Annotated in this window: 11 protein-coding genes; 6 read left to right on the top strand and 5 right to left on the bottom strand. The window is 43.1% G+C overall.

From position 1 onward, the window contains the following. Window positions 1-19 precede the first annotated feature (19 nt). Window positions 20-1006, top strand: coding sequence for a hypothetical protein (locus tag R8P61_13495; protein MDW3648076.1), 987 nt, complete (start codon window positions 20-22; stop codon window positions 1004-1006). 229 nt (window positions 1007-1235) lie between these two features. Here the strand turns inward: R8P61_13495 and R8P61_13490 are convergent, their stop codons facing one another. Further along, window positions 1236-2165 (bottom strand): hypothetical protein, encoded by a 930-nt coding sequence (locus tag R8P61_13490; protein ID MDW3648075.1) that lies wholly within the window; start codon window positions 2163-2165, stop codon window positions 1236-1238. Between the two features lie 37 nt (window positions 2166-2202). Then, window positions 2203-3294 carry a hypothetical protein gene (locus R8P61_13485; GenBank protein ID MDW3648074.1) on the bottom strand — a complete coding sequence of 364 codons (1092 nt, stop codon included), beginning with the start codon at window positions 3292-3294 and terminating at the stop codon, window positions 2203-2205. A 1134-nt stretch (window positions 3295-4428) separates the two neighbouring features. On the opposite strand from R8P61_13485, the gene R8P61_13480 reads away from it, so the two are divergent. From R8P61_13480 to R8P61_13470, 3 genes are all read left to right on the top strand, one after another. Then, window positions 4429-5292, top strand: coding sequence for a helix-turn-helix domain-containing protein (locus R8P61_13480; GenBank protein MDW3648073.1), 864 nt, complete (start codon window positions 4429-4431; stop codon window positions 5290-5292). Window positions 5293-5360: 68 nt separating this feature from the next. Continuing rightward, on the top strand, window positions 5361-5912 hold the full coding sequence (locus R8P61_13475; GenBank protein ID MDW3648072.1) for a carboxymuconolactone decarboxylase family protein: 552 nt from the start codon (window positions 5361-5363) through the stop codon (window positions 5910-5912). 33 nt (window positions 5913-5945) lie between these two features. After that, the gene (locus tag R8P61_13470) at window positions 5946-6314 is read left to right on the top strand and encodes a cupredoxin domain-containing protein (protein MDW3648071.1); all 369 of its coding nucleotides are present in this window, start codon (window positions 5946-5948) and stop codon (window positions 6312-6314) included. 170 nt (window positions 6315-6484) lie between these two features. Here R8P61_13470 and R8P61_13465 read toward each other — a convergent pair whose 3' ends face one another. Next, on the bottom strand, window positions 6485-13777 hold the full coding sequence (locus R8P61_13465) for a gliding motility-associated C-terminal domain-containing protein (protein ID MDW3648070.1): 7293 nt from the start codon (window positions 13775-13777) through the stop codon (window positions 6485-6487). 207 nt (window positions 13778-13984) lie between these two features. Then, complete coding sequence (locus R8P61_13460; protein ID MDW3648069.1) at window positions 13985-16165, bottom strand: S9 family peptidase; 2181 nt, start codon at window positions 16163-16165, stop codon at window positions 13985-13987. A 267-nt stretch (window positions 16166-16432) separates the two neighbouring features. Here R8P61_13460 and R8P61_13455 point away from each other — a divergent pair, with 267 nt between their 5' ends. Continuing rightward, entirely contained in the window at window positions 16433-17140 is a 708-nt protein-coding gene (locus R8P61_13455; protein ID MDW3648068.1) for an HAD hydrolase family protein, read from the top strand. A 157-nt stretch (window positions 17141-17297) separates the two neighbouring features. Further along, complete coding sequence (locus tag R8P61_13450; GenBank protein MDW3648067.1) at window positions 17298-19496, top strand: ATP-binding protein; 2199 nt, start codon at window positions 17298-17300, stop codon at window positions 19494-19496. On the opposite strand, the gene R8P61_13445 is transcribed toward R8P61_13450, so the two are convergent. Next, window positions 19497-20027: an RNA methyltransferase gene (locus R8P61_13445; GenBank protein MDW3648066.1), complete on the bottom strand. Its 531-nt coding sequence runs from the start codon at window positions 20025-20027 to the stop codon at window positions 19497-19499. It lies immediately after the preceding gene. Between the last annotated feature and the right edge of the window lie 55 nt (window positions 20028-20082).

The raw sequence follows: 20082 nt of genomic DNA, 5'->3' as shown, positions 1-20082 counted from the left end.
TAAATACAAGCAAGAACCTATGTATGCTAAACAGATTTTAGTACTGGGATTCCTATGCCTTTTATTCAACATGCATATGGAGCCTTTAGTAGCACAAACCGAAGAAACAGAAGGAGGAATTAGCCTGCTTTCTGATACGAGTTTATTCATTGCAGGCTCCTCCTTGACTTTACTTAGAAAAAATGCCATTGAGCTAAATGTTCTGACCTCTCTGAGTTCTTTTCAGTTGGGAGTGAGAGAAGCCCGTGAAACTTCTCCTTATGCTGACCTGAGTCGCTTGACGGATTTCAGTAGCCGAATGGACGCCTATTTGGGCATGTCTCGAAATGGACGTTTTGATTTGGGCTTCCGACTGGAATACAGAAGAAGAAGGCTAGACAATGCTGCCCGATCTTCGGTGGGTGAAGTATTTAATGAATACAATCCACAGCAAGGCCTTTGGGACAATTCTTTTGGAGGCATTTCCCGAGCCGGCTTGCGATTTCGCCTTAAACCCCTGGCAAAAAATCAAAAATTCACGGTCTTTGGAGGATATTCCGCAGCGGTACTGAAGTCGGAAGAATTTCAGGATGGCCTGGCTGTTACTGCCGATCGCCTAGACTTGAATTTAGCCTATTTTACGCCCCTCAATAATCGGGTTTACTATTTCTTCAGTGTGAATGGATTTACGGATCTCGAAAACCGCGAAGATAGCCTGGCGAACTACCAGGCAGGAGCAAATTTTGCCCTTATCCATACCAGCATCAACCGACGATTTACCGTCTATCCCGGACTCAACTATAGCATAAACGCAGAGCCCGTCAATGAGTTGAGCGGAAAGTCAGGACTGGCATGGACCAGCCAACAATTTGCCGCCTTTTTAGGAATTCAATTGCAGTTTAACAGCCGTTTCCTCCTGAATACAACGGCCAGTTTCCCCATAAGTAGTAGGTTTAGCTCTCCCTGGCTGGGAATTGTGCCGAGGAGTACGAGTTCTATAAGTCTGGGGCTAAGAATTCTCATATAAATTGTCTGATGATAATCAAAGTGCCGGGGCCGATGGCTCCGGTTTTTTGTTTTCCTGAAATGAATTTCAGCAGGAAATGAAATTTCAGGAACATGTATAGAGTGAATGAATATCTATAGTTGAGTTCGACCTTCTTAGCCTGATTTGATCTTTCTGTTTTAGCTTAATCAAAAAAGCCCTCAGAAAACTGAGGGCTACAATTGTTAAAACCTTGGGATTCTCTAATTCTTTAGTCTCCTTCCTGAACCGCTTTAAATAACATCAATTGATGTCCGGTCAACTGTGAGTTTAGTACCATAAGATTTTGTCTTTGATTCATGCTTTGATTTTCCAAACAGGCACCTCCCACCATAAAAGCGGGATTAAGGACTTCCGTTGGATCGACGAAGGAACCTATATATTCTTCAACAGCACCCACCCTTGGATTACCAGTTCGATCTATAAAAATCTGAATATAATTATTCTCAAAATCGACTACTCCGGAAACGGGATTATTATGGAATAAACTGTTATCCTGATTTTCTGTGCAGGCGCCTATGGCAAATTCAAAACTCTTTTCATCCAAAAACTTGGAGTCAAAGAAGGTTGTATCTATTTCCGGCGTATCAGGATTTTCGTCTATGGGGCTTCCATCCGGATGGGATAAAAAGTGTTTTTGAAAATCCCCGAACCAAAGGCAATAAGATCGATCCTGTGGAGAAATCCATGCATTGGTAATGTCGATAGGATCAATGTTTGGGAGAGAAGGCACAACGATCTCTGGCAAAATGGGAGTTACAAAGTTGGGATTATCCACAAAATAATCTGCGCTTCTTGAACCCAGATTTGCTATAGGAATAAGTCCTCCGCAATCCGGATCTTCGACCAATAATTCCACATCACCCGTCATATTATCGGGCATCTTGACAATAACGCCCTGATCTCTGACAAATCGCTTCTGTACGCGTACTTCAGCTCCGGTATTGGGTTCGAGGGCATAAATGATTTCATTTCTTAACAAATCTGCCGGTTGGGTCCGTATCATAATTTCCATTCCCGCTACAGCTTCAGTGATAGATAATTGAGCCGCAACTCCCAGTGAGGTATCACATTTCGGATTGCAGGAGCTTAGTAGCAAAATGCTAAACAGGCTTATATAAAGCAGTAAGTTTCTTAACATAGGATAGGTGTTTAATGGTATAGAATAAACCCAAATGCTATAAGGCATTCAGGATGTGAGCAATCATTTTTTCAAGGTCATCGATATCGGGACTCAAGCTGGCTTCTATGCTTTGTCCCATTTGTTTGATTTTCTTTATCCTTCGCTGACTTATTTCTCGGTTTAGTTCATTGAAAGAAGGCACAACTTTTTCTTCGTGGAGGCCAATAAGCAGGAAGTTGTATAGCTGGGCTATTCTTTGCTGCAGAGCAGCATTTTCCCAATATCTGCTTACTCCTTCCAACAGACTTTTGTGATTCTTTTTAATGCGTTCGAAACTGTTATTATAAGCACTTGAAGCTCGTTTGTAAGGATTGAAATTGTTGGATTTATAATAGTCCTGCAGGTATCTGTTTTGATCTCGCATGTCCTTGATGCGAATCAGGTATTCCTGCAGGTCTTTACTGATTTGATTGTAGATGTTTTGCTGGCGAAGGTATTTTTCTTCCAGGGCTACAAAAAGTGCCTGTTGGAGGCTTTTGTTTTCTCTTTCCCTTTCTGCCAATTGCTTTTTCAAGGCAGCTAGATCTCTTTGTTGGCTTTCATTTCTTTCTCTGGATCTCTCCAGGCTTTCCTCAAGCATTACTAGCTGAGAAAGAAGTTGTGTTCGGGCCTGCCTCATGTCCATCAGGGAATCCCTCAAAGCCGCATACATGGCATTTAAGCGCTTTTTATCCATTTGCAGGCCATTGATCTGTTGAGTGAGACTTTTGATCTCCTGATACAGCTTTTCGTCCTTTTCCTTGCTGACTACGGTAATCTTGACTTCCAATGAAATATTGGGATTGAGAATGACATGGCCGTCTCGGGGATCGAGAAAGGCAAATTCGTCCGGGGGGATGTCAATGCGAATGCTGTTTTGATTCTTTGGGGTTTTAAAGCTAAAGAAGCCTTTGGCATCTGTAACTTTTTTGCTTGGGGCTCCATTCTCATGGCGCACCCACAACTCAACTCCGGCCAGGCCTTTCTCCGAATCACCTTCTTTAAGCATGATCCAGCCATCTACCTGTATAGCTTCGGGGAACTGTGCCTGGATAGGTTGGAACATACCCATAAGCATCACTATCCCGCTAAGGAATATTGAACGCATAGCTTTAAATATTAATGCACCAGAGGCTGAAAGCCCGTTTTAGAATGGGAAAATCAAGAATAAATTAGCAGGAGGAGCTATTTTTTACTAACACAAGTTTATCATTCTATGTCAAATAGTGTAGGTTCGATACGGCTTTTGTTTATCGTATTGGTAGAGAAAGTAATAGGGTTTCTTTCCCACTTTTTTAGAAAAAGTGGGGCAAAAATCGCAGAGCCCAGAACCAACCGCACTAGCCGCCCCGGCTCCCGATGGGCTCTGCAGGGCCAGCGCGCTTGGGGTAGGAGGGATGAGGGGGATTAATTCAAGTCAGGAACCAAGGCCAACACCAACATCCCAAGACGTAAATACACCAACACGTCCTTATGCGCCGGGGCCAGGCTGCTGCATCGGGTGCGGGGGCCGGACTGTGCGGCTGGTTTGCAGCAGCTTGATTTTTTGTTTCTTTTTCATCTAAGGAAAAAGAAAAAGAAGAAAAAAGTGGGGCAAAAATCGCAGAGCCCAAAGCCAGCTGTACTGGGGAAAAGGTGTTTGGGTATTTAAGTGTTAGGGTGTTAGCGGTAGTTATTTTAGGAATCCATCCTACCCCTGTCCCAGCCCACCATCCAGGCGCGCCAGGGCCAGGCTGCTGCATCGGGTGCGGGGGCCGGACAGTGCGGCTGGTTTGCAGCAGCTTGATTTTTTGTTTCTTTTTCATCTAAGGAAAAGAAGAAGAAGAAAAAAGTGGGGCAAAAATCGCAGAGCCCAAAGCCAGCCGCACTGGGGAAAAGGTGTTTGGGTATTTAAGTGTTAGGGTGTTAGCGGTAGTTATTTTAGGAATCCATCCTACCCCTGTCCCAGCCCACCATCCAGGCGCGCCGGGGCCCTGCTGCTGCATCGGGTGCGGGGGTCGGACAGCGCGTTGGATTTGCAGCTGCTTGATTTTTGCTTCTTTTCATCTAAGGAAAAGAAGAAGAGACTCAGTTCATCTAAGGAAAAAGAAAAAGAAAAAGAAGAAAGATACTAGAATCCCTTTATTGAGATATTTTTTTGTATAAATCAATGGAATTGGAAATAAAGCATACTTAGCTTTTTGCATCTTACCAGACAAATAGCAAAACTAAATGCAGTGATATTGCAGCTAGATTATCATACATGGAATTTAAGGGTAGAAATCAGGAATATCTTATCATTGAGGAGATCAGCTCCGAGAATTGCTATATCCTGAAAGAACGAATCGAAAATGGCTTGAGCATCGTTTGGAACCTGGAAGGGAAATCTATCTTAAATATAGATGGGCAGGAATTCTCGATGGAGGCAGGCGAAATGATTTTCTTAACAGAATTTCATCATGTAAAGGTTGACCAGATCGGGAAAGCCAAACTCGTCCGCTTCAATCGGCCTTTCTATTGCATCAAGGACCATGACTCAGAAGTAAGCTGTAAAGGGATTCTTTTCTTTGGCGCCTCCCAGGTACCGCGTGTAAAATTGAATGGAGAGCGAAAGAAACAATTTGAGTTGTTATGGGAAGTATTCGAAATGGAAATGAAATCAGTTGATCATCTTCAATATGAAATGCTCCAGATGTTGCTCAAAAGATTGATTATCCTTTGTACCCGTTTATTTAAAGAGCAACAAGATGTGGATACGATGGAGACCACTAAAGTAGATATCGTAAGAGAATTCAATTATTTAGTTGAAAGTCATTTCCGCGAATACCATACGGTAGCGGATTATGCAGATCTCCTTTTTAAATCTCCCAAAACCCTTTCCAATCTTTTTGCCCAGTATAATAAGAAAACGCCTTTACAGATTATCCATGAACGTATTTTGCTTGAAGCCAAACGGATGCTGAGCTATACGGATACTCCGGTAAAAGAAATTGCTTATGATCTGGGCTATGATGATTTGCAGTCATTTAGCCGTTTTTTCAAAGCCCGCACCAAATCTTCTCCTAAAAAATACCGGGAATTTCAGCTTTCGGGAAAAATTGATAACTCTTTGGGAAGGATCGCCTAACGCAAGGCCTCTTTCATCTGCCATCTTTGTATTGTTCGTTTAATTAATCACTTAACAACAACAAGACAATGGCAGATTTAGGAACAAAAACAATTTTCGGTATTCCTTCGAGAGAGGAAGTTTCAGAAGCAAATCAGGCAATCTTCGACCAGCTCAATAAGGGCATCGGTTTCGTACCCAATCTTTATGCATACTATGCAAAAAGCCCTAGTGCTCTCGGAGATTATCTGGCTCTTCAAAATCGTAAGACTTCTCTCTCCAATAAGGAAAAAGAAATTGTAAACCTGGTTACTAGCCAAATCAATGGATGTCGTTATTGCCAGTCTGCACATACAGCTATCGGTAAAATGAATGGCTTTACAGATGAGCAGATTCTGGAACTGCGTGGAGGTTCAGCTTCTTTCAACGCAAAATTTGATGCCCTGGTGAAATTTACTGCTACTGTAGTAACAAACAGAGGGAAAGCTTCAGAAGCTGACAAAAATGCTTTCTTCGCAGCTGGTTACACAGAAGAGTCTCTCATAGACGTAGTGGTATTGGTAGGCGATAAAATCATCAGCAATTACATCCACAATTTGGCAGGTTTCGAAATTGATTTCCCACTTGCAGAAGAACTTTAATCCCTTAAAAACAACAAAACAAAAAAGAGTATTATGAAAAAGTTAGTAGTTAGCTTAATAGTCGTCGCATTCTCCTTCAGCTTGAGTCTTGCACAGGATTCTAAAGTAATTAGCCTGGAGCAAACCAAAGGAGAGTTTACGGTAAAAGAATTGACCGTTAGCCCTGGACAGTATGTGTTTGAAGTATCAAACAATGGAGTCGATCATGAAGTAGGTTTGGTTGTTGCGCCTGAAGGCAAAACCGATCAATCCGGCCACATCAAAGAAGCCTATTTGAAGGAAACCGTGAAGAAAGGTGCTTCTGCGACTTCAAATCTCGTTACCCTTACGCCCGGGACCTACGTATATTTTTGTCCTCTAAACCCTACTCCTCAGTACAAACTGATCGTGAAGGAAGAATAATGATGTTCATGTGTGTGTAAGTGAAAGGGAAGCCTGAGCAATCAGACTTCCCTTTTTAAGTTTTAGCAAAAAATTCAAGTGCAAATATCAAATTCAAGCTCAATATTGATTTGCACTTTAAACTTTATCACTCTCAAAGAGAGCTATAGCTTTAAATTATCTCAGAACCATCATCGAACCAGCGTGATCGTTCCTCCTTTTTCAAATCTTTTGCCCGTATTTAGTTCGGCTTTAATGGCATACACATAAACGCCTTCCTGCACACGATTTCCTTGATTATCAAAACCATTCCAGCCATCGGCAAGGCTATTAAGGGTGGTGATCAATCGGCCCCAGCGGTCAAAGATCAGCACCTCGATATTCACGATTCCTTCTCCAACGACATAAAAAATGTCATTTTTCCCATCATTATTCGGAGAGAAAGCTGAAGGGGTCCAGACTTTTCCATCGGGCACAATTTCGAAAGTTAGACTTGCAGTATCCGGACAGCTGAAGTTTTGGTCAAAAGCAGTGAGAATGACGGTGAAAATACCTGCCTCATTATATTCATAGCGGGGGTTTTCTTCATTGGAAAGGGCGCCCAGGACACCGAAATCCCATTGATAGGAAACCGCTCCCTGAGACTCATTGATAAATTGGAGATTGGCCTGACTGAGTAAAATAGGATCAGCAGGATCTCTGCCAATATTGAAAGCTGCGGTTGGAGGAGGAATATTATCAATACTCACTTCCAGCGAATCCTGACAACCGTTTGCGTCTATCGCGATCACCTGATAAGGACCTCCTAATCCCGCTCCGAAAATTCCCGTTACTGTAGCTCCCGTTTGTGCAGGACTCGTATTCCATACATAGGTAAATCCTCCCACACCTCCTGTTGCTGCTACGGTAGCCTGACCATTGTCCAGATTACAGAATGCAGCTACCTCATTTACTTTATCAATCGAAATCTGATCTCCCTGAAAGATAAATACTTCGTGGCTATCACTACATCCATTTCCATCTGTAACAATAACGGTATAGCGCTCAGAGACCAGGTTGGTGATTTGGGCAGTTGTATCTCCCGTAGACCAATGATAGCTATAGGGGAATGTACCGCCTGTTGCCTGAACTTCGGCCGTTCCATCCGAGCCTCCGAAACAGGTAACATCGGTACTAACCACTGTCGAGACAAATTCTGCAGGTTCAGCAATTACAATATCGCCAGCCGTAGTACATCCTTTGCTATCCACTATGTTCACATTATAGTTCCCGGCTAGCAGATTAGAGGCTATAGAATCCGATACTCCATTGGACCAGGTATAAGTATAAGGAACATTACCACCCGTAACACTTGCCAATGCCTCTCCTGTATTTTCCCCAAAGCAAAGAACATTGGTCCCTGTAACCACAACCTCCAATAAAGCAGGTTCTACCAGGCTAACATTATCTGTGGCAGTACAACCACGGTTATCTGTTACGGTTACGATATACGTTCCGTCTGCCAGACCAGTAGCGATGGGGCTATTCTGAATGGGCGTTGTATTCCATTGATAGCTATAAGGTGCTGTTCCTCCATTTACGACCACATTTGCGGTCCCATTCGCTTGTCCGAAACAGGCAGGATTTACAACATTATTGATCTGGGCATTTATAGGGCCAGGTTCTATCAAACTGATGGTCTCAGTGGTAGTACATTGACCATCGTCTACAGTTACAGTATAGGTTCCAGCTGAAAGTCCAGTGATCAGAGGAGTAGTTTGTCCTCCCGGCGCCCAGGAATAGGTATAAGTGCCTGTTCCGCCTACCGCTTCGATTTCTATAGAACCATCTGTCAAGCCATTACAGGAAATGTCCTGACTTTGAAGGATATTGATCGTAGGGGCTGCTTCATCTATGATACTTACATCAGTCGAATCCTGACATGCATTCTGATCGCTTACTATAACCCGATAGGTTCCTGCCGGCAGATTTGTGGCCGTGGCTGAAGCTTGTGGAGGTGTAGAATTCCACAAATACGTATATCCTCCGGCTCCTCCTGTTGCAGTTACTGAAACCTCTCCATTGGCATCACTACAGGTTTCATTCTGACCTGTACCCGTCAGGACAATCTGAGCAGGTTCAATTAACGTGATGCTGGCCGTATCCATACAGTTGTTGCCATCTGTAACGATGACTTCATAAAAACCAGCTGTAAGGCCGGTTAGCATAGCCGTATTTAAGGCAGCTGTATTGTTCCAAACATAGGTGTAAGTTCCTGTACCTCCTGCCGGGAAGGCTGTAACATCTCCATCTGTCAAACCGAAACAACTGATGTCGGTTCCAACTACTGTGGTTACAATTTCAGAAGGAGGAATGATCTCAACGCTATCCAGGCTGGTACAGCCTAAAGCATCTGTGATTGTTACAAAATGAGTCCCTGCAGGCAGAGCACTAACTGCAGAACCGACTTGCGTTCCGGATTGCCAGGTATAGGTAAATCCTCCATTTCCGCCAGTAGAAGTAATATCTGCTGCTGCATCCGCCTGTCCAAAGCAGGATATGCCCTGGGTAATGGTGATGGTATTTTGAATGGGAGCAGGTTCCTGTACGTTTACTGTAGCTGTCTCTGTACATCCATTAATATCACTAACAGATACCGTATAAGGTCCAGCGGTTAGATTGGTATAGGCTGCGCCTACAGAAGCACCTGGATTCCAGGTATACGTCAATGCACCTGTTCCTCCAATTGCTAATGCGTTTAACGCACCATCATTTCCGCCATTACAACTCACATCTGCAGTTACACTGGCAGTAATTGTGATAGCTGTAGGTTCATTGATGGTAGCAGAAGCAGTATTTGAACAACCATTAGCATCTCTAACGGTAATGGTATAAGTATTTGCTGCCAGATTTGTAAAGGATCCTGAATTGAAGAAATTCAGGCCGTCTATCGAATACTCATAGGGAGCTGTTCCGGCAGATGCACTGATATCCAGACTTCCATCGGCTCCACCCGCACATTGTACATCTGTAACGGTATTGATAGAGATGGCTAAAGGTGCCGGCTCTGTCAAGGTGAAATTGAAAGTGGCGGTACAGTTATTCGCATCCTGAACAGTTGCTACATAATTACCTGCAGCCAATCCTGTAAAGTTTGGACTATTGCCCAAAGGGCCTGCATTTAGGGCATATTGATAAGGAGCGGTTCCTCCATTTGGCTGCAAATCAACAGCTCCGCTATTATCTCCATTACAAGCCAGGTCAGTTTGAGAAGAGCTGCTGAGTACCAGAGGTGCTGGTTCGGCTATGCCGAATTGAACATCAACGGTACATCCGATAATATCTCTTACGGTCACTGTATAGGGGCCCGCTGCGAGATTGGAGAATATGCCATTGGTGCCAAAGTTTACTCCATCAATAGAATAGGTATAACCCGGCGTGCCCCCCTGTCCCTGTATATTTATGGAACCATTGGTGTTACCCGCACAATCTACATCAACCTGATTTACAATATTTCCAGTCAGTGCCGGAGGTTCATTTATGGTAACCGGAGTTTGGCTTACACAGCCATTTGCATCTCTTATAAAGACATTATAGGTCGCTGCAAAAAGGGTGAGAAAGTCTCCGGTATTCTGGAAGTTTAATCCATCCAGAGAGTATTCATAAGGCGTTACCCCACCTGAACCTACTATGCTGAATGAACCGGTATTGGTTCCATTACAATCTACATCGGTCAAAGAGGTTACTGTTCCAACGATTGCAGGGGGTTCTCCTACGGTTACGGAATCAGTAGTAACACAAAGGTTGATATCTCTAATCAATACGGTGTAGGTGCCAGCTGCCAGGTTATTGAAGCTGCCATTGGTTGAGAATGCCTGTCCATTAAGGGAGTATTCATACGGCTGGGTTCCTCCCAATCCTGTTACGATAAAAGAAGCATCATTCAATCCCGGACAAGAAGCATCCAATACCTGAACAGGTATCAATTGAAGAGGATCGGGTTCCAATAGATCTACATTCACAAAGGAAGGACATCCATTTGCATCCCGAACTTCTACATTATAGGTTCCGGCTGTCAGGTTATTAAAACTTCCACTTGGGAAGAAATTGGTACCATCAATGGAAAACTGCAGAGGAGGAGTACCCCCCGCTCCCGTTACGAGGAAGGAACCATCATTTCCCCCAGGGCAACTTACATCTACTTGAGTTGCGAGTGTTCCCGTTGGAGCTCCAATTGCACCGATAGGTACGTCAAGGGTTCCGATACATCCATTTACATCCCGGATTGTCAGTGTATATAAGCCAGGACCCAGATTGGTGAATGAGCCTGTCAAATTGAAATTGGTGCCATCAATTGAGAATTCATAGGGAGAAGTTCCTCCTTCACCGGAAACGGCGAAGGCACCCGTATTTGTCAGACAGTCAGAATCTGTTTGACTAAGAATCTGGGCACTTACTGGAAGGGGATCATTTAATCCAACACCAATATTGAATATACATCCATTTATATCTTCTACACTTGCTACATAGGTCCCAGCAGGAACTCCTGTGAAATTTGGGCTTGCCTGTGTAATAGCAATGGGATTTCCTGCAGTAGAGGTTCCACTTAATGTATAAGTATATCCAGGCGTTCCTCCGCCAGCCAGAACATCAACCGTACCGTCCGAATCTCCACTACAGGTAGGATCTGTCGTACCTACCAGACTGAGTGTAACTGCAGCAGGTTCTGTTAAGGTAGTTGTTGCTGTATCTGCACAAAGATTGCCATCACTTACGATCAGGGTATAAGGTCCCGCTGCCAAATTACTTACAGTAGCACCTACTCCTACAGCCGGATTCCAGGTATAGGTATAGGTTGGCGTCCCTCCTGTTACGTTAGCCGCAATGCTTCCACTATTATCTCCATTACAAAGCAAATTTGTAGGGGCCAGAGTCAGGGCCGGCTTGGGATTGACAGTTATATTTATGGTCTCGCTAGCTGATCCACATCCATTTACAGCTGTTAAGGTATAAAGCGTGGGGCCAGCGGGAGAGGCTACAGGATTCTGGGCAGTAGGATCACTAAGACCTGCTGCTGGAGTCCAGGTGAAAGTTGCATTTGCCAGATTGGTTCCACTTGTTGTAATCTGAACGGAATCTTCTGCACAAACAGTGAGGTTTACAAATGGATTGATCGTTGGAGCATTGTCGATGGTAACATTGACGGTGTCCATGAAATTACATGCAGGCGTATTTACGCTCACGATGTACTGTGTACTGGTAGTTGGACTTGCAATCGGATTAGGGATGCTGGCATCGTTCAATCCCAGACCAGGTGTCCAAACATAATTGATGGGAACAAATATTTCACAGCTTGCGATGCTAATATTTGGGCGCTGAGTAGAGATAAAGCCTGTTGCGATATTACAGCCCGCTGTTCCTCCATTGTCAAACCCAAAAATCACGGAATTATAAGCCGTATTTGTATAGTTGACATGATCAAATCCAGAAGCAGTAGCATTATCGAAACAAAATTCAAATACCAGATTTGAAACCCCATCCCATTCATAGGGAGTAGTCAGAGTAAATACATTGGCTCCTGCAACAGTAGTTACATTTCCTGTAAATACCTGGGTCAATCCTCCGATAAATGTACTGAGTTCATCATTTCCTGTACAACCCATACTGATATTGAAGGCATTGTAAGGCTGAGTACTAAATTTACTGCTAACATCAAGGGAAATCTCTGTAATGATACCGGGGCTCACGCCAGCAGCCAACAATTCTGCTGCCGGATAGAGAACCTGGGTCCGCCCATCCTGATAGTTGCCCTGGAAGGGACTACCCGCTCCCCCTCCATTGGCAGTGGTTCCTGTGGCTGAGGTTCCATTACCTACCTGAACCGTGGCAGATGCTCCTGCACAAGTATTAGTCGCAGGTCCACATGCTCCGGGAGGAGGAGGTATATTAAAATTGAAAGTCGTATTTATTTGTACGTTTCCACCATTACAAAGAACCGGATCGCTGGGAGTAGCGACGAGATCTCCATAGTTTTCGATCGTAACACTTGCAGAAGAAGCGCAAACACCTTCCGCATAATTTACCGTATAAGTCGCTCCGGTATTCAGATTCGCAACAGGAGCTGCTATCGTAGGATCAGACAGATTTGCTGCCGGGGTCCAGGTATAGGTTCCATTTCCGGGAGAACCGGGAACAACGGCATTCAACTGGACTGCAGTAGCTGGCCCGGGACAAATGGCTGTCTGGCTGGCAACGATAGAGACCTGATCCTGAACAAATATTTCAAATCCAACGGTCTGCCGTCCATTATATGGACAGGCATCATCAGCTACAGATATTGTAAAGGAATGTATGCCTACATCTGCTACCGTGGTATTCCAGTTAAAGGTCGAAGTAGTCGGATTATTACCGGCATTGGTGATGCTAGCTGCTGGAATAGAAAAGAGTAAATTATTCGATAAGATGAGATTGTTCCCAACATCCGCATCAGAAGATACTATGTCAAAAGAAAGGGTATTGCCCGCACATACCGTAAAGGTATTACCCGTTAAGGTACCTCCGCTAATATTTATGGGAGGAGCTATATCAGGGGTATTGTTCGCACAGGCATTGAGCACTACTATTTGAAGATCCCGCATCACAGAGCCTATCAGCCTTCCATTTCGATATTGATTTACCCGGATAGCTACAATGGATTGTTCTGCAGCATTTGGAGTAAAGTCCATCTGACCGGTCAGCGGATCGAAGCCAAATTGATTGGCAGGAGCTGTAGTCAAGGGATAAGTTGCACTGAAAGGTGCATTATAAGGAACGGGTACCGGATTTCCTGTTCCTAAATCAATTTCCAGGGGATCGATCAATTCATATACCAGAGAATCTCCATTCGGATCCAGCGCACCATTGTTGTACAGGAAATTTTCCCCTACACAAATGAAAGGAACAGGTGCATTGGTGAAAGTCGGAGAACTATTACAACTCACAGTAAGGTTATCCATGGTTGACTCGATGTAGGTCTCTGTGCCTCCTGCTGTCGGTATAATGGGCGAATTGGTAATGGCTCCATTTCTACAGCATTCATCCCAACTCAAGACCCAATCACTACAGTTCTGTGGAAAGACAAAGGTGGCTGTATAATTATATTGTTCAACTCCTACAAAAGGAGAACCCGCGGGATTGGCAGAAGCACAGGGGCCACTCGCTGAAAGTAAGGGACATAGAGGCGAAATATCGGTTTGTGATACCTGTGTAACAATGATACTGGTATTTACTCCACAACTGGCCGAACTGATATCTATCGGATAGCTGGGCAAAGCCTGGGCTATGCCTTTGCAATCCCGGTAAATCGTAAGGTTAATTTCGTATTGATTACCTCCTAAACAGGTATAGGTAAGGTCTGCCCCCATTAGATGGGAAGCCTTGCTCTCTTGCATACCGCTCCACAATGCGAAGATTAGAAGCAGGATTAGACGTGAAGGACGAGAACAAGCAGCGAGAAAAGCATTCATATTTGAGCTTTGTAGTGGTTCTGTTCAATAAATTAGGGGGCCTATACCTAATGTGTGTATAACGATCCCCTTCACCCCAAATTATCTTTCGTCAAAGAAAGTCTTTTGGGTGAAAAAGAAAAAGAAATAAACGTACAAAGCTTTTAGGAATACCCCAGAATTCCTGATTGTGCGCTTATTTCTTTCCTGGCTTTGTAAAAGAAGGCCCTAAAGATTCTCTAATACAAAGTCCGTCATCTTTTTATACAAGTGATAACGCGTGTACCCTCCATAAATTCCGTGATTTCGGTTGGGATAAAAGAATAGATCGAATTGTTTATTGGAGGCTACCAGTGCATTGATCATTTCCATAGAGTTTTGAACATGCACATTATCGTCTCCTGTACCGTGTACAAGCAGGAGTTTGCCTTGTAGTTGATTGGCAAAATTTATGGGAGAATTCTGGTCATAACCAGAGGGATTCAGTTGAGGAGTTTTAAGGTATCTCTCGGTATAAATGGTATCATAAAATCTCCAGTTTGTAACTGGTGCCACGGAGATGCCTGCTTTGAATATACCCTTCCCTTTCGTCATACAAAGAGCGGTCATATATCCACCATAACTCCAACCCCAGATTCCTATCCTGTCTTTATCTATATAGGCTTGCTCTCCTAAATATTTGGCTGCCTCAATTTGATCGATGGTTTCATATTTTCCTAGTTCCCCATAGGTAACCGTTGCAAAATCTCTTCCTCTTGCTCCGGTTCCTCTGCCATCCACACAAGCCACAATATAGCCTTGCTGAGCAAGCATTTGGTACCAGAGATAGTTAAAGCTGCCCCATTCATTCAAAACTTCCTGTGATCGAGGTCCCCCATAGACAAACATAAGAAGGGGATACTTTTTCGCAGGATCAAAAGATGTGGGCTTGATCATCCAGCCATTCAACTCAATATCTTCAGTAGTTGTAAAGGAAAAGAATTCTGGAGCCTTCATATCCAGCCTGCTCAATTTTTGCTCAAGGACAGCATTATCAACCAGGGTTTTCAGGCTTTCTCCTTTATTATTGACTAAACGAGTGACGCCAGGTTTGCTCTGGGTACTATAAGAATCCACAAAATAGTTGAGGGTACTGCTTACTGTAATGCTATGTTTTCCAGGAGTATCTGTAAGCTTTTTCTTCTTTTTTCCCTTAAAGTTGATGCTATAGAGATGTCTTTCAAAAGGACTGACTTCTGTGGAAAGGAAATATATGAGTTCCTTTTCTTCGTCTACCCCTAAAATTTCCTCTACTTCAAATTCGCCTTTGGTCAATTGGGCTATGGCCGATCCATCTGAGGCTTTGTGATAAATGTGCTGGAAACCATCAATTTCACTTAGCCAAAGGAAGCCTTTATCATCGGAAAGAAAATACCACTTGTCATCAGTCGCTTCACGCACATAGGTGTCGCTGACTTCTGTCAGGACTTTATGGGTCTTTTTATCTTTTGTATCGTATTGGAGAAGGCTCAATTGATTTTGCAAACGGTTGAGATGCATCATGGCCAGCCTGTGATCATTGGCCCAGCGCATACGTGCTATATAGATATCCTTGTCTTTCCCCAAATCTGCCATCTGGGTTTCTCCAGATTGCAATTCATAAATATGAACACTCAAACTCGAATTCTTTTCACCGGCTTTGGGATATTTAAACTGGTAAAGCTCTGGATAAAGATCAGCATACATGGTCATGGTCCATTGAGGAACTTCTCGTTCATCGAAACGAATAAATGCCAGATGTTGATTGTCCGGAGACCAGCTAAAAGCGCGTGTATAGGCAAATTCCTCCTCATACACCCAATCTGTAGCTCCATTTATAATCGCATTGATTTCTCCATCATCTGTAATCTGAACCGTTTTGTCTGAGGCCCAATCATAGTAGTAAAGGTTGTTTTTAAACACATATGCTACTTTGGATCCATCCGGAGAGAATTCAGCATTACTTACTTTTTCCCCTTCATGAATTAGCCTCAATTCGGCAGGATCAAGATTGGCAACATGAACCACTTCCCGACTGGACCTACGATAAATTTGTTCAGATGAAGAATATAAAAGCATATGTTTTTCATCCGGACTGAAGTCATAAGATTCGACAGAAGTAGCTGCTGTTGAAAGAACAGTATTTAAATCCAGGATCGTTCCTACTCTTCCTTCATCACCTATCGAGTATTTCATAACCTTCTGATTTTCCAATACACTGTAATAGGAATCATCATTCATCCAACGGAATTCTGGAGCGAATTGAGGGAAGTAAACAGGGCTTAGCCAAATCTCCTCAAGGCTGATTTTATCATCCTGTGTATTGATCTGTGCAGGTAGGTAAAAAAAGCTAAGTGAGAGAATGCTTAAGAAGGAAAAGTATCTTTTCATATATGATTTGCTGATTTTCGAACGAAGATACAACCTTGTTAGGAATTCGCATGAAAATCAGCAGGATTGACAAGCTTATGGCATGTTATTTGAATAATCAGGCTGAATTGCATATTGCATCACTACACCCAATCCCCCACATCCAACAGGTGCGGGGGATTTTTAATTTTGTGAAATTTTTGCTGCTTAATCTTTTGAGCTTCCCCGAATAAATAATGTAAATTGGCGACTCAATTTTCGCAGAAGGAGTCTAATACAAATGTAGCTGTGTCGTATTTCGGGAAGAATCTACGCTTTTTACGTGATCAAAGAGGAATGAATCTTCATGCCTTTGCCGAGTTGCTGGATATCTGGGAAGATACCCTGACCAAATTCGAAAAAGGGAAGGAGGAAGCGGACTACGATAGCCTGATTCGTATAGCAGAAACACTTGGACTACCTGTAGACCACCTGCTTATCAGGAATCTGGAATTGCAACATGCAAAAATTCAGGCCAAACATATCAAACTCATCTTGCTGGATGTAGATGGTACAATGACGGATGGTGGCATGTTCTACAGCGAAAATGGAGATCAATTCAAACAATTTAATAGCCAGGACGGCATGGCCATTCACCGGATGATCACAAGGCATAGTATGCGCTTTGGTTTGATTAGTTCTGGCAGTACTGAAAATATCGTTTACAATCGGGCCGAGAAACTGGGCATTTCTCATGTTTATTGTGGAACCCGCCCGAAAAGAGAAGTGGTAGATGAGTGGCTGGATGAATTACGCCTGGCTTATAAGCACTTGGCTTATATTGGCGATGACCTCAATGATCTGGAAATGATCAAAAAATCCGGAGTTTCTGCCTGCCCCGCCAATGCCGTTTCAGAAGTGAAGCAAGCTGCGGATGTAGTCCTGCAGAAAAGCGGAGGAAAAGGATGCATCCGAGAGTTTATCGAAGAGGTGCTCAACTACGACCTTAATTTGTAGGATTTCCGTGAAACGATTTCTAATTCTGCACGTTTATCTAAAGCCTTCCTGTATGCTCTCCCAACAATAAAAAAACCTTAGCATTGCTGCCTGGGCAAATCTTTTCTTCCTGGGTATTGGGATAAATTTTTTATTTTGTTTGAGCCATAAAAAATTCATGCGCCCACAAAGCAGGTATGCCTATTTTTTATTCCTGATCTTCCTTGCTTCTCTGGGAAGAAGTTTCGCACAGGAAATTTTTCCGCTTCATGCTCTAGAAGCTGGAAAAGATAAATATCCCCTGGAAAAGTTCCTCTCCGTATTGCCCGATCCCGCAGGCATGATTAGTTTTCAGGAGGCAGTACAAAGCTCAGATTTTCTTCCACTTGACCAGCTTAAAAAGGAAAAAACGACTCAAGCTGTCTGGGTAGCTTTGGAGTTGGAGGTTTCAGAATTGAGAAAAGAGGCTAAAGACTGGTTTCTGATTTTTCATCCTTACAATACCAAGATTGAGATCCATGTGGAGAAAGAGGGAAGCTGGGAAAGCTATCTCCAGGGAGCCCATGTTCCCTATAGAGATCGTTCCTATATTTCACCTTCAAATATGTCTCCGGCAGTTCAAAAGATCAGCTTGCCAGAGAGAGGGAGTATGAAAATTCTGGCTAAGATCTATGATATCCATGATAGCCACTTCCCTTTTCTGGAACTTGAATTGAGTAAGCCAGAGGTATTTGAAAGCAATGTCACCATCGTTCGGATGTTTTCAACCTTTATAATCGGAGGAGTAATTCTGATGATTATCATGGTAATCATCCTGAATATTTACCTGGGACATACTTCTCATTTCTATTATTTGTTATACCTGCTTACCCTGCTTTTTGTGGAAGGGCTGACCGCGGGTGCAGATACCCTTTACATTCCCAATTATGTAGGTGTGCTTTGGGAATGGATGGAACCCTGGTTCTTTCCTGATCATCCGGAATATAGGTTCTATTTTGAAGTTCGTTGGTATATCCTGATTGTGGTTTATTTCCTCTTTATTCGCTCTTATCTGGAGTTGGATAAACTATTGCCAAAATGGGACAAAATCATGAAAGGCCTGATTTATTTAGGTCTGGGAGCTACGTTTTTGGGTTTGTATGTGTTGCATAGCAGCAATCTGGATATTTTGGTTCATGATGACTTTCTGGCAGCCTACGTAGGCCTGTTTTTTCTTTCAGTGATTGTATTTCTTTTTTACCTGAAAAAGACGGGAGATAAGAGAGCCATATTTGTGATCGCTGGTTTTACTGCCATCATTCTTTCCAGTAGTCCCACCCTTATAAATATTATAATCAGCGATTCGCCTTCGGGTTATGCAGATTCTTATTTGATCATAGGCCTTTTCGTTGAAAAAATCATTTTTACTGCTGCAATAAGCTTTCGACAAAAAAGGATAGAGAAACAGCTTTACAGGCGAAAGGAAGACCAAAAGCGCCTCCTGGAAGAACAAAACAAAATGCTGGAAGAAGCTGTTGAGAGTCGAACCGCAGAATTACTGGAAAAAACCAATGCCCTGGAAGAGGCCTTAATTAAACAAAAAATCACGCAGTCTAAATTGGTGGAGCAGGAGAAAATGGCATCCATAGGTCAATTGACAGCTGGTATTGCTCATGAAATCAACAATCCCATCAATTTCGTTTCCTCCAATATTGATTCTCTCTGGCTGGACCTCAAAGATATCAAAATCATGTTAGAGAAAATTGAGAAGCTGGCGATAGAACATGATGATGAGGAATTGGCTGAAAAAATCAAAAAACTCATCAAGGAATCCGATGCCTCTTTTCTTTTCAAAGAGATGATCGGTTTGGTAGAAGGAATTCAGTACGGAGCTGAGCGAACCCAGGAAATAGTGAAAGGTTTGCGAAATTTTTCTCGCCTTGATGAAGATGTGTTTAAGCGAGCTAATTTACAGGAAGGAATAGAGTCCACCCTGCGGATCCTCAAGGTACAAATAGGCAGAAAGATAGAGCTTGTAAAAGAATATGGGGAAATCCCCCTTGTATGCTGCCTGCCAGGTAAATTGAACCAGGTATTTATGAATATTCTCAGCAATGGGATTCAGGCTTTAGGGGGGGAAGGAAAAATACATATCCAAACTTACCAGGAAGGAGAGGATGTCATAGTGAAAATCTCTGATAATGGGAAAGGTATGTCAGAGGAAGTGCAAAAACGCATATTTGAGCCCTTTTATACTACGAAAGATGTGGGAGAAGGAACAGGACTGGGAATGTACATTGTCCATGGGATCATCGAACAACATAAAGGAAGCATCACTGTTTCTAGCGAAATGGGAAAGGGGAGTGAATTTAGAATAAGAATCCCCATAGATAGCTGATTACTTTCCTCCGCATACCAATTGATGGAGAGCTATCCCGGCTGCTACTGATACATTCAGGCTATGTTTTGTACCAAATTGTGGGATTTCCAGGGCATAATCACAAAGATCAATCAAATCCTGATTTACCCCTTCAACTTCATGTCCCATGATGAGGACATATTTTCCTTCTTTCAGGTCCGTCTGAAAAGTGGAGATATCCAAACTTTCATCTGTTTGTTCGAGGGAAAGTAATATATAACCCTCCGTTTTTAGACTTTTTGCCAGACTAAGCGCATCCGAATGAAACTCCCAATTGACACTTTCTTCTGCGCCTATCGCCGTCTTCCTTATTTCTCTGTGTGGAGGCCTGGGAGTAATTCCACACAGATAGACTTTTTCAACTTTAAAAGCATCTGAGGACCGTAGAACCGAGCCGACATTATGCATGCTCCTGATATTGTCCAGCAATACGTGTATCGGATGTTTCTCGATCTCTTTGAATGCCTCAGTACTTAGCCTTCCCAGTTCTTCCAGTTTCAGTTTTCTCATGCCAATTGATTATCCAAATGCAGCTCAAAGGTACACATTATGGATAAAATCGGGA

The sequence above is a fragment of the Bacteroidia bacterium genome (genome assembly GCA_033391075.1).
In the GTDB taxonomy this organism is placed as follows: Bacteria; Bacteroidota; Bacteroidia; order J057; family J057; genus JAWPMV01.
Note: the sequence above shows the minus strand (reverse complement) of the source record. Positions and strands in the feature narration are given on the sequence as shown.

Coding starts and splice junctions, on each gene's coding strand:
- R8P61_13450 (MDW3648067.1), top strand. CDS start 17,298: ATGCGCCCACAAAGCAGGTATGCCTATTTTTTATTCCTGATCTTCCTT.
- R8P61_13480 (MDW3648073.1), top strand. CDS start 4,429: ATGGAATTTAAGGGTAGAAATCAGGAATATCTTATCATTGAGGAGATC.
- R8P61_13445 (MDW3648066.1), bottom strand. CDS start 20,027: ATGAGAAAACTGAAACTGGAAGAACTGGGAAGGCTAAGTACTGAGGCA.
- R8P61_13475 (MDW3648072.1), top strand. CDS start 5,361: ATGGCAGATTTAGGAACAAAAACAATTTTCGGTATTCCTTCGAGAGAG.
- R8P61_13495 (MDW3648076.1), top strand. CDS start 20: ATGTATGCTAAACAGATTTTAGTACTGGGATTCCTATGCCTTTTATTC.
- R8P61_13460 (MDW3648069.1), bottom strand. CDS start 16,165: ATGAAAAGATACTTTTCCTTCTTAAGCATTCTCTCACTTAGCTTTTTT.
- R8P61_13465 (MDW3648070.1), bottom strand. CDS start 13,777: ATGAATGCTTTTCTCGCTGCTTGTTCTCGTCCTTCACGTCTAATCCTG.
- R8P61_13485 (MDW3648074.1), bottom strand. CDS start 3,294: ATGCGTTCAATATTCCTTAGCGGGATAGTGATGCTTATGGGTATGTTC.
- R8P61_13470 (MDW3648071.1), top strand. CDS start 5,946: ATGAAAAAGTTAGTAGTTAGCTTAATAGTCGTCGCATTCTCCTTCAGC.
- R8P61_13490 (MDW3648075.1), bottom strand. CDS start 2,165: ATGTTAAGAAACTTACTGCTTTATATAAGCCTGTTTAGCATTTTGCTA.